Origin of the sequence: Pseudomonas sp. NPDC087697 (assembly GCF_044743155.1) — a bacterium.
Taxonomy (GTDB): domain Bacteria; phylum Pseudomonadota; class Gammaproteobacteria; order Pseudomonadales; family Pseudomonadaceae; genus Aquipseudomonas.
Map to the genome: position 1 here is coordinate 20838 of NZ_JBIUVW010000023.1, position 12824 is coordinate 33661.

The 12824-nt window shown below is 59.4% G+C and carries 18 protein-coding genes; 12 read left to right on the forward strand and 6 right to left on the reverse strand.

What is annotated here, in order from left to right; translation table 11 throughout:
• Positions 1-26: 26 nt before the first annotated feature.
• Positions 27-443 (reverse strand): NINE protein, encoded by a 417-nt coding sequence (locus ACIPIN_RS16805; protein WP_401120314.1) that lies wholly within the window; start codon positions 441-443, stop codon positions 27-29.
• 251 nt (positions 444-694) lie between these two features.
• On the opposite strand from ACIPIN_RS16805, the gene ACIPIN_RS16810 reads away from it, so the two are divergent.
• Entirely contained in the window at positions 695-1318 is a 624-nt protein-coding gene (locus ACIPIN_RS16810; protein ID WP_401120316.1) for a C40 family peptidase, read from the forward strand.
• Positions 1319-1462: 144 nt separating this feature from the next.
• Here the strand turns inward: ACIPIN_RS16810 and ACIPIN_RS16815 are convergent, their stop codons facing one another.
• Positions 1463-2497, reverse strand: coding sequence for a type IV pilus twitching motility protein PilT (locus tag ACIPIN_RS16815; protein WP_401120318.1), 1035 nt, complete (start codon positions 2495-2497; stop codon positions 1463-1465).
• Positions 2498-2553: 56 nt separating this feature from the next.
• Between ACIPIN_RS16815 and ACIPIN_RS16820 the strand changes: the two genes are divergently transcribed.
• The 10 genes from ACIPIN_RS16820 to ACIPIN_RS16865 all read left to right on the forward strand — a co-directional run bounded on the left by ACIPIN_RS16820 (position 2554) and on the right by ACIPIN_RS16865 (position 9603).
• Complete coding sequence (locus ACIPIN_RS16820) at positions 2554-3240, forward strand: YggS family pyridoxal phosphate-dependent enzyme (protein WP_401120319.1); 687 nt, start codon at positions 2554-2556, stop codon at positions 3238-3240.
• 47 nt (positions 3241-3287) lie between these two features.
• Positions 3288-4106 carry a pyrroline-5-carboxylate reductase gene (proC, locus tag ACIPIN_RS16825; RefSeq protein ID WP_401120321.1) on the forward strand — a complete coding sequence of 273 codons (819 nt, stop codon included), beginning with the start codon at positions 3288-3290 and terminating at the stop codon, positions 4104-4106.
• 24 nt (positions 4107-4130) lie between these two features.
• Positions 4131-4718: a YggT family protein gene (locus ACIPIN_RS16830; protein WP_401120323.1), complete on the forward strand. Its 588-nt coding sequence runs from the start codon at positions 4131-4133 to the stop codon at positions 4716-4718.
• Entirely contained in the window at positions 4718-5014 is a 297-nt protein-coding gene (locus ACIPIN_RS16835; protein ID WP_401120324.1) for a DUF167 domain-containing protein, read from the forward strand. The genes ACIPIN_RS16830 and ACIPIN_RS16835 overlap by 1 nt, the downstream gene beginning before the upstream one ends.
• 207 nt (positions 5015-5221) lie before the next feature.
• Complete coding sequence (locus tag ACIPIN_RS16840) at positions 5222-6361, forward strand: homoserine O-acetyltransferase (RefSeq protein WP_401120326.1); 1140 nt, start codon at positions 5222-5224, stop codon at positions 6359-6361.
• 7 nt (positions 6362-6368) lie between these two features.
• The gene (metW, locus tag ACIPIN_RS16845; protein WP_054594465.1) at positions 6369-6989 is read left to right on the forward strand and encodes a methionine biosynthesis protein MetW; all 621 of its coding nucleotides are present in this window, start codon (positions 6369-6371) and stop codon (positions 6987-6989) included.
• Between the two features lie 25 nt (positions 6990-7014).
• A complete protein-coding gene (locus ACIPIN_RS16850; RefSeq protein ID WP_401120328.1) occupies positions 7015-7449 on the forward strand; it encodes a DUF4426 domain-containing protein in 435 nt (144 codons plus the stop codon).
• Positions 7446-8042: an RdgB/HAM1 family non-canonical purine NTP pyrophosphatase gene (gene rdgB, locus ACIPIN_RS16855; RefSeq protein ID WP_401120329.1), complete on the forward strand. Its 597-nt coding sequence runs from the start codon at positions 7446-7448 to the stop codon at positions 8040-8042. Before ACIPIN_RS16850 ends, rdgB begins: the two co-directional genes overlap by 4 nt.
• Positions 8039-9241, forward strand: coding sequence for a radical SAM family heme chaperone HemW (hemW, locus tag ACIPIN_RS16860; RefSeq protein WP_401120331.1), 1203 nt, complete (start codon positions 8039-8041; stop codon positions 9239-9241). Before rdgB ends, hemW begins: the two co-directional genes overlap by 4 nt.
• A gap of 38 nt (positions 9242-9279) precedes the next feature.
• Entirely contained in the window at positions 9280-9603 is a 324-nt protein-coding gene (locus ACIPIN_RS16865; protein ID WP_054594469.1) for a DUF3392 domain-containing protein, read from the forward strand.
• Between the two features lie 132 nt (positions 9604-9735).
• Here the strand turns inward: ACIPIN_RS16865 and trmB are convergent, their stop codons facing one another.
• The 4 genes from trmB to ACIPIN_RS16885 all read right to left on the reverse strand — a co-directional run bounded on the left by trmB (position 9736) and on the right by ACIPIN_RS16885 (position 11996).
• Positions 9736-10461 carry a tRNA (guanosine(46)-N7)-methyltransferase TrmB gene (gene trmB / locus ACIPIN_RS16870; RefSeq protein ID WP_054594470.1) on the reverse strand — a complete coding sequence of 242 codons (726 nt, stop codon included), beginning with the start codon at positions 10459-10461 and terminating at the stop codon, positions 9736-9738.
• A 9-nt stretch (positions 10462-10470) separates the two neighbouring features.
• Positions 10471-11265: a thiazole synthase gene (locus ACIPIN_RS16875; RefSeq protein ID WP_262113224.1), complete on the reverse strand. Its 795-nt coding sequence runs from the start codon at positions 11263-11265 to the stop codon at positions 10471-10473.
• Between the two features lie 68 nt (positions 11266-11333).
• A complete protein-coding gene (gene thiS / locus ACIPIN_RS16880) occupies positions 11334-11534 on the reverse strand; it encodes a sulfur carrier protein ThiS (protein ID WP_007897898.1) in 201 nt (66 codons plus the stop codon).
• A 90-nt stretch (positions 11535-11624) separates the two neighbouring features.
• Positions 11625-11996: a DUF423 domain-containing protein gene (locus ACIPIN_RS16885; protein WP_401120334.1), complete on the reverse strand. Its 372-nt coding sequence runs from the start codon at positions 11994-11996 to the stop codon at positions 11625-11627.
• Positions 11997-12070: 74 nt separating this feature from the next.
• On the opposite strand from ACIPIN_RS16885, the gene mtgA reads away from it, so the two are divergent.
• On the forward strand, positions 12071-12793 hold the full coding sequence (mtgA, locus tag ACIPIN_RS16890; RefSeq protein WP_401120336.1) for a monofunctional biosynthetic peptidoglycan transglycosylase: 723 nt from the start codon (positions 12071-12073) through the stop codon (positions 12791-12793).
• The last annotated feature ends 31 nt before the right edge of the window (positions 12794-12824 follow it).

Genomic DNA, 12824 nt, shown 5'->3' on the forward strand with positions numbered 1-12824 from the left:
CCAGCGATGGCGCCCTGGAAGGCGCCTCAGCTCTGAGCGTTGCGCACAGAGATCTGGTCATTCAACGTCCAGAAGTCATACAGCACCCCCAGAAAGAACAACCCACCGGTCACCAGGTACAGCAGGCCCGTCAGCCACTTGCCTTGGTACATGCGGTGGATGCCGAATACGCCGAGGAATGTCAGCAGGATCCAGGCGACGCTGTACTCGATAGGACCGGCGGTAAAACGCAGATCCGCTTCACGGTCCATGGCGGGAATCAGGAACAGGTCGATCAGCCAGCCAATCCCCAGCAATCCGAAAGTGAAAAACCAGATCGTTCCGGTCACCGGCTTGCCGTAATAGAACCGGTGAGCACCGGTAAATCCGAAAATCCACAGCAGGTAACCGATCACCTTGCTGTGGGTGTCCTGGTAGGGAGCAGGTTGCTGATAGGTGTTCATGGAGGACCTCATTTCAGACGATAGATAAATATTCTTGAATTCTTTGTGACTTTTTTACAGGCGACCGACGTGTGGCAAATGCTACCTTCTCTCCCGTCAAAGCCTTGTAGCGCCTGACTTGTGTCAGACAATTGATCCCTTTTGCCGCGCTTTTGGCGGATTTGACCTCCAGGTTGAATCGACCAACGGCCTCGGAAAGGACAAAAAAGCTGTTATAAAGTTGCGCGCTTCCCCATATAGAGCCTTGCCTAATGCGTCCATTTTTCAAGACATGGCTAACCATTTGCCTATTAATGCCACTGGCCGCCCACGCCACCAATCGTGAGCAACGTCTTCCGAACGTTAATGGTTACACCCCTAAATCTCATGTTTCTGTTGCTACCAGCAAAAACAAGCACGCTGTAAAAGGTCTGACTCACCTGAGCAAGGCCGACAGCAAACTGGTCCCGCCGATGGGGGCCAAACAAAGCAGCAATGTACTGAGCCGTGCGGTAAACGTGCTCGGCACGCCTTATCGTTGGGGCGGCAGCAGCCCAAGTAAAGGCTTCGATTGCAGCGGGCTGGTGAAATACGCCTTCAATGACGTTGGTACTGCTGACCTGCCACGCACCTCCAACGCCATGGCCGCGGGCCACGGGCAGAAAGTCGATCGCAAGGACCTGAAGCCGGGCGACCTTATTTTCTTCAATATCAAGAGCCGCAAGGTCAACCACGTCGCCATTTACCTGGGCAACGACCGTTTCATCCACGCACCGCGTCGTGGCAAGTCGGTGACCATCGACACCCTGAAGAAACCGTACTGGGAAAGCCATTACGTGGTTGCCAAGCGGGTTCTGCCGAAAGAATCGAAAACCATGCGCATCGCTCAGCGCTGATCCGACACTCCGGAGTCAGATCCGGAATCTGCTTCAAACATGACGCCCTCTTCGCGAGCAAGCCCGCTCCCACATTGGAATGCATTTCCCTGTGGGAGCGGGCTTGCTCGCGAAGGCGTCTTTGAAAGCGCAACAAATTCCCTCTCAGAAGTTATCCGGTGACCGCGCCTTCTCCCGCGCATGCTCGCGGCTGATCAGGCCTTTGCTCACCAGGTCCTTCAAGCACATGTCCAGCGTCTGCATTCCCAGCGAAGCCCCGGTCTGAATCGACGAGTACATCTGCGCGATCTTGTCTTCGCGGATCAGGTTACGGATCGCCGAAGTGCCGATCATGATTTCGTGAGCCACCACCCGGCCACCACCGGTTTTCTTGATCAGTGTCTGGGAAATCACCGCCTGCAACGACTCCGAGAGCATCGAACGCACCATCGACTTCTCGTCGCCCGGAAACACGTCCACCACCCGATCAATGGTTTTCGCCGCTGAGTTGGTGTGCAGGGTGCCAAAGACCAGATGCCCGGTCTCCGCCGCCGTCAGCGCCAGACGAATGGTCTCCAGATCACGCATTTCCCCCACCAGAATCACGTCCGGGTCCTCGCGCAGGGCCGAGCGCAGCGCCGTAGCGAAACTGCGCGTGTCGCGGTGCACTTCACGCTGATTGATCAGGCATTTGCGTGATTCATGAAGGAATTCGATGGGGTCTTCGATGGTGAGGATATGGTGATGCCGGTGGTTGTTCAGATAGTCGATCATCGCCGCCTGGGTGGTCGACTTACCGGAACCGGTGGGCCCGGTGACCAGCACCAGCCCGCGAGGGGCATCGGTAATACGGCGAAACACATCCCCCATGCCCAGTTCTTCCATGCTCTGGATTTTCGACGGAATGGTCCGGAACACCGCGCCCGGGCCGCGATACTGATTGAACGCATTGACCCGAAAGCGCGCCACACCCGGCGACTCGAAGGAAAAGTCGGTCTCCAGCGCCTGCTCAAACTCCACCCGCTGCTTGTCGTTCATGATCGCGTAGATCAGCTCGCGCACCTGCTTGTCATCCAGCGGCGGCAGGTTGATTCGCCGCACATCGCCATCAACCCGGATCATCGGCGGCAGCCCCGCAGACAGGTGCAAGTCGGAAGCCCCCTGTTTGGCGCTGAAAGCCAGCAGTTCAGTGATATCCATAGCGCTCCCCAATTCCAGTAGAATGCCGCGAACCTCAGACTGCCGGCGTCCCTTGAATGTCCACGATAGCAGACAACATCGCACTGGTTCAGGCACGCATCCACGCTGCTGCCCTCGCTGCAAAGCGTGAAGAGCACAGCGTCCAGCTGCTGGCCGTGAGCAAGACCAAGCCTGCCGAAGCCGTGCGTGAAGCCTACGCCGCGGGTGTACACGACTTTGGCGAGAACTATCTGCAGGAGGCCCTGGGCAAACAGCTCGAACTGGCCGATCTACCCTTGATCTGGCACTTCATCGGCCCCATTCAATCGAACAAGACGCGTGCTATCGCCGAGAACTTCGCTTGGGTACATTCCGTGGATCGCTTGAAAATCGCACAACGCCTGTCCGAACAACGCCCGGCCGAACTGCCACCTCTGAACATCTGCATTCAGGTCAATGTCAGCGGTGAAGCCAGCAAATCCGGTTGTGCCCCGGCCGATCTGCCGGCGCTGGCCAACGCCATCAGCGCGTTGCCACGCTTGAAACTGCGCGGTTTGATGGCAATTCCCGAGCCGACCGAAGATCGCGCCGCTCAGGACGCAGCCTTTGCGACCGTACAAAAGCTACAAGCCAGCCTGAACCTGCCACTCGACACACTTTCCATGGGCATGAGCCACGACCTCGAGTCGGCCATTGCCATGGGCGCCACCTGGGTTCGTATTGGTACGGCCCTGTTTGGTTCTCGCGACTACGGTCATCAATAGCCGGTCAGCCCTGAAATGGCTGACACACCTCTCTATAAGGACCTGACATGAGCAAGACCCGTATTGCCTTTATCGGTGCCGGAAACATGGCCGCCAGCCTGATCGGCGGCCTGCGTGCCAAAGGCCTGGAAACCGCGCAGATCCGTGCCAGCGACCCGGGCGCTGAAACCCGCGCCCGGGTAACCGCCGAACACGGCATCGAAACGTTCGCCGACAACGCAGAAGCGGTACAAGGCGCAGACGTGGTCGTACTGGCGGTCAAACCCCAGGCGATGAAAGCCGTGTGTGAAGCGCTGCGTCCAAGCCTTGCACCGAATCAACTGGTGGTGTCGATTGCCGCCGGGATCACCTGCGCCAGCATGAACAACTGGCTCGGCGCCCAACCGATCGTGCGCTGCATGCCCAACACCCCGGCGCTGCTGCGTCAGGGCGTGAGCGGTCTGTACGCCACGGTCCAAGTGACTGCCGAACAACGCCAGCAAGCCGAAGAGCTACTGTCGGCCGTCGGTATCGCCCTGTGGCTGAACGAAGAGCAGCAACTGGATGCAGTCACCGCCGTTTCCGGCAGTGGTCCTGCGTACTTCTTCCTGCTGATCGAAGCCATGACCGCTGCGGGCGAGAAGCTTGGCCTGCCACGGGACATCGCGGCCCAGCTGACTCTGCAAACCGCGCTGGGCGCCGCACACATGGCGGTCGCCAGTGATGTCGACGCCGCCGAGTTGCGCCGTCGCGTGACCTCGCCAGCAGGCACCACCGAAGCCGCGATCAAGACCTTCCAGGCCGGCGGCTTCGAAGCCCTGGTAGAAAAAGCACTCGGCGCCGCTGCGCACCGCTCGGCCGAGATGGCCGAGCAACTCGGTCGCTAATCAGCTCTTACAAAGGAATAAATGATGCTCGGACTCAATGACGCTGCCATTTTCATAATTAAAACCTTGGGCAGCCTGTACCTGCTGATCGTGCTGTTGCGCTTCATCCTGCAATTGGTTCGGGCGAATTTTTACAACCCGCTCTGCCAGTTCATCGTGAAAGCCACTCAACCGCTGCTCAAGCCTCTGCGCCGGGTCATCCCGAGCATGTTCGGGCTGGACATGTCGTCGCTGGTACTGGCGCTGATCGTGCAGATGCTACTGATCGCGGTCATCCTGTTGCTCAAAGGCTTCCAGGTTGACTGGCTGTTTTTGGTGCCATGGGCACTGATCGCGATCCTCTCGCTGTTTTTGAATATTCTGTTCTACGCGATGATCATCAGCGTGATTCTGTCCTGGGTTGCCCCGGGGAGCCATAATCCGGGCGCAGAGCTGGTCGCTCAGATTACTGAACCGGTCCTCGCCCCGTTCCGTCGTATGATTCCGAATCTGGGTGGCCTCGATATTTCGCCAATCTTCGCGTTTATCGTGATCCAGTTGCTGCAAAGCTGGCTGATCCCACGCCTTGCGTACTATGCCTTCATGCCAAACGGGCTGCTCGGCCTGATCTGATGAGCTATTTTCGCTGGGACGGTGACGACCTGATTCTGGAGTGTCACCTGCAACCGGCGGCCCGCAGCGATGACTTCTGCGGGCTGCATGGCGATCGGCTGAAGATCCGCCTGACCGCCCCGCCGGTCGAAGGCAAGGCCAACGCCTATCTGATGGCGTTTCTGGCCAAGGCGTTCGGGGTTTCCAAGAGCCAGGTGAGCCTGATCAGCGGTGAGCTGAACCGGCAGAAGCGGGTTCGGATCAATGCGCCGAAAAAACTGCCTGATTTGCCCGAGTTAGTGCGACTGCCCGGCTGACCGCGTCATCGTTCATCGCGAGCAAGCTTTGCTCCTACGGGTCACGGGTTGTACGCAAATCCACGACCGACACAAACTCTGTAGGAGCAAGGCTTGCTCGCGATGGGCGCACCTCGGTAGAACTGAATGAAATCAGGCCCGGCCTTTGCTTGCCGCTGGGGTCCCTGCTCATTAGACTTACGCCTCATTTCAACGAGAGCAGGGTCGATGCCAACTGCCTTTCCCGCCGATTCTGTTGGTCTGGTGACGCCGCAAATGGCGCACTTCAGCGAGCCCCTGGCCCTTGCCTGCGGCCGCTCATTGCCAGCCTATGACCTGATCTATGAAACCTACGGCACGCTGAACGCCACGGCGAGCAACGCCGTACTGATTTGCCATGCCTTGTCCGGTCACCATCACGCCGCCGGTTTTCACAGTACCGAAGACCGTAAACCCGGTTGGTGGGACAGCTGCATCGGCCCGGGCAAACCGATCGACACCAACAAATTCTTCGTCGTCAGCCTGAACAACCTCGGCGGCTGCAACGGCTCCACCGGCCCGAGCAGCATCAACCCGGACACCGGCAAGCCGTTTGGCGCCGATTTCCCGGTGTTGACCGTGGAAGACTGGGTCCACAGCCAGGCGCGCCTCGCGGACCGGATCGGCATCGACCAGTGGGCGGCCGTGATCGGCGGGAGTCTGGGCGGCATGCAGGCGATGCAGTGGAGCATTACTTACCCTGATCGCATCCGTCACTGCCTGGCCATTGCCTCGGCGCCCAAACTGTCGGCACAGAACATCGCCTTCAACGAAGTAGCGCGTCAGGCGATTCTCACCGATCCAGAGTTCCATGGCGGTTCGTTCCAGGAACAGGGCGTGATCCCCAAGCGCGGGCTGATGCTGGCGCGGATGGTCGGGCACATCACCTACCTGTCGGACGATTCCATGGGCGAGAAATTCGGCCGTGGCCTGAAAAGTGAAAAGCTCAACTACGACTTCCACAGCGTCGAGTTCCAGGTCGAAAGCTACCTGCGTTATCAGGGCGAAGAGTTCTCCGGGCGCTTCGATGCCAACACCTACCTGCTGATGACCAAAGCGCTGGACTACTTCGATCCGGCGGCGAACTTCGACGATAACCTGGCGAAAACCTTCGCTGGCGCAAAGGCCAGGTTCTGCGTGATGTCCTTCACCACCGACTGGCGCTTCTCCCCTGCCCGCTCGCGGGAACTGGTGGACGCGCTGATGGCGGCCAGGAAAGACGTTTGCTACCTGGAGATCGATGCTCCGCAAGGCCACGACGCCTTCCTGATTCCGATCCCGCGTTACTTGCAGGCGTTCAGCAATTACATGAACCGTATTTCGCTTTGAGGAAGACATGAGAGCCGATCTGGAAATCATCCAGGAATGGATCCCCGCCGGCAGCCGCGTGCTCGACCTCGGTTGCGGTGATGGCGAGCTGCTGACCTGGCTGCGCGACAACAAGCAAGTGACCGGCTATGGGCTGGAAAACGATGCGGACAACATCGCCGAATGCGTGGCCAAGGGCATCAACGTCATCGAGCAGGACCTGGACAAGGGCCTGGGCAACTTTGCCAGCAACAGTTTCGACATCGTGGTGATGACCCAGGCCCTGCAAGCCGTACATTACCCGGACAAGATCCTCGACGAAATGCTGCGGGTCGGTCGTCAGTGCATCATCACCTTCCCAAACTTCGGTCACTGGCGCTGCCGCTGGTACCTGGCGAGCAAGGGCCGGATGCCGGTTTCGGAGTTTTTGCCGTACACCTGGTACAACACGCCGAACATCCACTTCTGCACGTTTGCAGACTTTGAAGCGCTGTGCCGCGAACGTGAAGCCAAGGTCATCGATCGGCTTGCCGTCGATCAACAACACCGACATGGGTGGGCCAGTAAGCTATGGCCTAATCTATTAGGTGAGATTGGCATCTACCGCGTCAGCAGTCCTGGCCTGCAGGATCACCAGGTAGCGGTCTAACCGGGTAATTTCGAGGAGAACGATCATGGGTCGTCTAGCTCTGTTTCTATTAACCGCCTGCCTAAGCGTCAGCGCCATGGCCGCCGAAGCCATCAAAGGCGAGCGCCAGGAAACCTTCGGTGACGTGACGGTGCACTACAACACCTTCAATTCCACCTACCTGCAACCGGACATTGCCAAGGCGGCGGCACTGATTCGCAGCAAGAACCAGGGTGTGATCAATGTGTCAGTGATCAAGGCCGGCCAACCGCTGATCGCCAATGTCACAGGCACAGTGAAAGACCTGACCAGCCAAAGCATCCCGCTGAAATTCAAACAGATCACCGAAACAGGAGCGGTCTACTATATCGCCCAGTTCCCGGTGGATCAGCAGGAAGTCCGCACCTTCGAAATCAATGTGCAGACCGGCGACAAAATCAACACCATCAATTTCAACCAAGAGCTCTTCCCCGGCGAATGATCAACTTCTCGCAACTCGTATTGGCCAGCCATAACGCCGGCAAACTCAAAGAACTCCAGGCCATGCTCGGCGAATCGGTGCACCTGCGCTCGATTGGCGAGTTCAGCAGCGTCGAGCCTGAAGAAACCGGCCTGTCGTTCGTCGAAAACGCCATCCTCAAGGCCCGCAACGCCGCGCGCATCTCCGGTTTGCCGGCGCTGGCCGATGATTCGGGGCTGGCGGTGGACTTCCTCGGCGGTGCGCCGGGTATCTACTCGGCGCGTTATGCCGACGGCCAGGGCGACGCGGCGAACAACGCCAAGTTGCTCGCTGCGCTGAAAGATGTACCTGAAGCCGAACGCGGCGCACAGTTCGTCTGTGTGCTGGCATTGGTGCGCCACGCCGATGATCCGCTGCCGATTCTCTGCGAAGGTCTGTGGCACGGGCGCATCCTGACCGAAGCCAGCGGCGAACACGGTTTTGGCTACGATCCGCTGTTCTGGGTGCCGGAGCGCGATTGCTCCAGCGCAGAATTGAGCCCGACCGAGAAAAACCAGCTCAGCCACCGCGCCCGTGCAATGGATTTGCTGCGCCAACGTCTGAGCCTGAAATGACCCACGATGCATCGGCGTCGCCGCTGATTTACGGCGGCGCGCAATCGCCTCGCGCGGCCCTGCCCCAGTTGCCGCCGCTGGCGTTGTACATCCACATTCCGTGGTGCGTACGCAAATGCCCTTATTGCGACTTCAACTCCCACACTGCCAGCCCCGTGCTGCCGGAAGAAGAGTACGTGGACGCCCTGCTGGCCGACCTCGATCAAGACCTGCACGCGGTTTACGGCCGTGAGCTGAGCTCGATCTTCTTCGGTGGTGGCACGCCGAGCCTGTTCAGCGCGCAAGCGTTGGGCCGTTTGCTCAAAGGTGTGGAGCAGCGAATCCCGTTTGCCAGCGATATCGAAATCACCCTGGAAGCCAACCCCGGGACCTTCGAGCAGGAAAAATTCGTCGCTTACCGCGCCTTGGGCATCAATCGCCTGTCGATCGGTATCCAGAGCTTCCAGCAAGAGAAACTCAAGGCCCTGGGCCGGATCCACAACGGCGATGAAGCGATTCGCGCTGCTGGCATGGCCCGGCAGGCGGGGTTCGACAACTTCAACCTGGACCTGATGCACGGCCTGCCCGATCAGTCTCTGGACGATGCCCTGGACGACCTGCGTCAGGCCATCGCACTGAAGCCGACTCACCTGTCCTGGTATCAGCTGACGCTGGAGCCAAACACGGTGTTCTGGAATCAGCCGCCGACCCTGCCGGAAGACGACACCCTGTGGGACATTCAGGAGGCTGGGCAAGCACTGCTGGCCGAGCACGGTTACGCCCAGTACGAAGTCTCGGCCTATGCTCAGCCTGGTCGCCCGGCGCGGCATAACCTCAATTACTGGAGTTTCGGTGACTTCATCGGTATCGGTGCCGGCGCTCACGGCAAGCTCAGCCATCCGGACGGACGCATTGTCCGCACCTGGAAGACTCGCCTGCCGAAGGACTACCTCAACCCGGCAAAAAGCTTTCAGGCGGGTGAGAAGGCCCTGACCAACGAAGAGCTGCCGTTCGAATTCCTGATGAATGCCCTGCGCTTGACCGAGGGTGTCGAGGCGCGGCTGTATCCGGAGCGCACCGGCCTGACGCTGGAAAGCCTTGCCGAAGGCCGTCGTGAGGCCGAACAAAGTGGCTTGTTGCAGGTCGAACCGTCACGTCTGGCGGCGACTGAGCACGGACAGCTGTTCCTCAATGACTTGCTGCAGAATTTTCTGAGCTAATTTTTCTGAGCTAACTTTTCTAACCAAAGGGAAATCGAATGGATTTGGTACTGGATCTGCTTGCCACCGTGTCCCGCTGGAGCCGTAGCAACCTGTCGGAAATCGCCCTGGCACTGGTGGGCTGCCTGCTGGTGCTGTTTGGCGCAGATATCAAAGGCTGGATCGATCAACGCCTGGGCAGCATCGCCGGCGCCTTGCGCGTCCCGTTGATGGCCCTGGTGTGCATGATTGGCAGCGGCGCCGCACTGATCTACGCCACACCGTGGATTGTTCGCGGCCTGAGCCAGTTCAACAACTACAGCCTGGCGCCGGTGTTGTTGGTGGTGCTGGTGTTGATCGGCGTCGTCGCAGACCGCCGCTAATCCTAAACAACACACAAAACAAATGTGGGAGCGAGCTTGCTCGCGATGGCGATATAACATTCAACATCGATGCTGAATGTTATGGCCTCATCGCGAGCAAGCTCGCTCCCACAGTTTGTATTGCGTTACAGCTTAGGACTGTTTTTCGAACTTCAAATCCCACACGCCGTGCCCAAGGCGTTCGCCGCGGCGTTCGAACTTGGTGATCGGGCGCTCGGCTGGGCGTGGCACACACTTGCCGTCTTCGGCGAGGTTGCGGTAGCCCGGCGCGACGTTCATCACTTCCAGCATGTATTCAGCATACGGTTCCCAGTCGGTAGCCATGTGCAGCACACCGCCGACTTTCAACTTGCTACGCACCAGCTCAGCGAACGACGCCTGAACGATACGGCGCTTGTGGTGACGGCTCTTGTGCCACGGGTCCGGGAAAAACAGCATCAGGCGATCGAGGCTGTTGTCGGCCACGCAACGGTTGAGCACTTCGATCGCATCGCAATCGTAGACCCGCAGGTTAGTCAGGCCTTGAGTCAGCACGCCGTTGAGCAGCGCGCCGACACCTGGGCGGTGCACTTCAACGCCAATGAAATCCTGATCCGGCGAAGCCGCGGCCATTTCCAGCAGCGAATGGCCCATGCCAAAGCCGATTTCCAGCGAGCGTGGTGCAGACCGGCCAAACACCTGGTCAAAGTCCACCGGCGCATCGGCCAGCGGCAGGACGAACAGCGGCGTGCCTTGGTCCAGGCCACGTTGTTGGCCTTCGGTCATGCGCCCGGCACGCATCACGAAACTCTTGATGCGGCGGTGTTGGCGCTCTTCGCCTGCTTCCGTCTGGATAGGCGTGTCGTTCGATTCAGTCATCAATGGCTCTTACTTGATCAGACCATCCAGCGGCGAGGAGGCGCTGGCATAGAGTTTTTTCGGCATGCGCCCGGCGAGGTACGCCAGACGACCTGCAATAATGGCGTGCTTCATGGCTTCAGCCATCATGATCGGCTGCTGGGCGTGGGCGATGGCCGAGTTCATCAGTACCGCTTCGCAACCCAGTTCCATGGCGATGGTAGCGTCGGAAGCCGTACCGACACCGGCATCCACCAACACCGGGATCTTGGCTTCTTCGAGAATGATCTGCAGGTTGTACGGGTTGCAGATCCCCAGGCCCGTGCCGATCAGACCGGCCAGCGGCATGACTGCGATGCAGCCGATTTCCGCCAGTTGACGGGCAATGATCGGGTCATCGCTGGTGTAGACCATCACGTCGAAACCTTCCTTGACCAGCACTTCGGCGGCCTTGAGGGTTTCGATCACGTTAGGGAACAGGGTTTTCTGGTCCGCCAACACTTCCAGCTTCACCAGGTTGTGGCCGCCGAGCAGCTCACGGGCCAGGCGGCAGGTGCGCACAGCCTCGGTAGCGTCGAAGCACCCGGCGGTGTTCGGCAGGAAGGTGTAGCGATCCGGCGACAGGACTTCGAGCAGGTTCGGTTCGCCCGGGTTCTGGCCGAGGTTGGTCCGGCGCACGGCGAAGGTGACGATCTCGGCACCCGAGGCTTCGATGGCCAAGCGGGTTTCTTCCATGTCGCGGTACTTGCCGGTACCTACCAGCAAACGCGACTGGTAAGTACGACCGGCCAGGACGAAAGGCTTGTCGCTGCGAACATTGCTCATCGGAAATCCTCTGTTGGGGTGAGGTTCTTGCAGAATGCGTGTGGGGCGCGGGAGTCGCCTGCTGGCTTCTAACCGCCGCCGATAGCGTGAACCACTTCGACTGAATCGCCGTCGTTCAAAGTAGTTTCAGCATGCTGACTGCGCGGGACGATATCCAGATTGAGTTCGACCGCCACCCGGCGTCCGGTCAGTTCCAGACGGGTCAGCAGGGCCGCAACGGTTTCACCGTCGGGCAGTTCAAGGGATTCGCCGTTCAACTGAATGCGCATGCCGGATGCCGCCATCATTTTTAGGGGCCAGCATTCTAGCCCGATCAGTCAGGTCGACCCAAGCCATTCGTCTTGAAATGGACCCTTAAGTCAGCTCAAGCGCCAGGCGGCAATCCCCAGGCACAGCCAGCCCACAAGGAATGCCAATCCGCCGAACGGCGTAACGATACCGAGCTTGCTGACACCAGTCAGGGTCAGCAGGTACAGACTGCCGGAAAACAACAGGATTCCGATGGCAAATGATACGCCGGCCCAGGTGATCAAACGTCCGGGCATCTGCGTGGCCAGCAGTGCGACGCCCAGCAGCGCCAGGGTGTGCACCAGTTGGTAAGTGACGCCGGTGTGGAAAACCGCCAGGTATTCGGTGCTCAGGCGGTCTTTCAGGCCGTGGGCGGCAAACGCTCCCAGGCCAACGCCTGTGAAACCGAAGAAAGCGGCCAGCATCAGAAAGCCACGCAGCATGAGGAACTCCAGTCAGAATCATTCAACAGGGTCTGTATAATGGCTCGCTCGACAGGTTCGGCCAAGCCATCTCTATGCTGCGTTTATTGTTCCGCCGCTTCACAAAAGCCCTGCTCTGGTTCGCGGTTGGCAGCGTGTTGCTGGTGTTGGTGTTTCGCTTCGTTCCACCTCCGGGGACGGCGCTGATGGTTGAGCGCAAGATCGAATCCTGGGTCGATGGCGAGCCTATCGACCTGCAACGCAACTGGCAGCCGTGGGAGAACATCTCCGATGACCTGAAGGTCGCGGTGATGGCCGGCGAAGACCAGAAATTCCCCGAGCATTGGGGTTTTGACTTCGGTGCGATCCAGGCAGCGCTCGCCCACAATGAACTCGGCGGCTCGATTCGCGGTGCCAGCACGCTGAGCCAGCAAGTCTCGAAGAACCTGTTCCTGTGGTCCGGCCGCAGCTGGCTGCGCAAAGGGCTGGAGGCCTGGTTCACTGGGCTGATCGAAGTGTTCTGGCCCAAGCAGCGAATACTTGAGGTGTACCTCAACAGCGTGGAATGGGATGACGGAGTTTTTGGCGCCGAAGCGGCTGCCCGGCATCACTTTGGCGTGAGCGCCCGGTCGCTGAGCCGTCAGCAAGCCAGTTTGCTGGCCGCTGTGCTGCCAAACCCACGGGTCTGGAGCGCCAGTCATCCGACCAGCTATGTCGCAAGGCGGGCGGGCTGGATTCGACAGCAGATGAGCCAGTTGGGTGGGGATAGCTACCTGGTCGGACTGAACGATTCGCGCCGGGCGCCGTGGACGCAGTGATTCAACACGGCGAAAAGATCGCAGCCTTCGG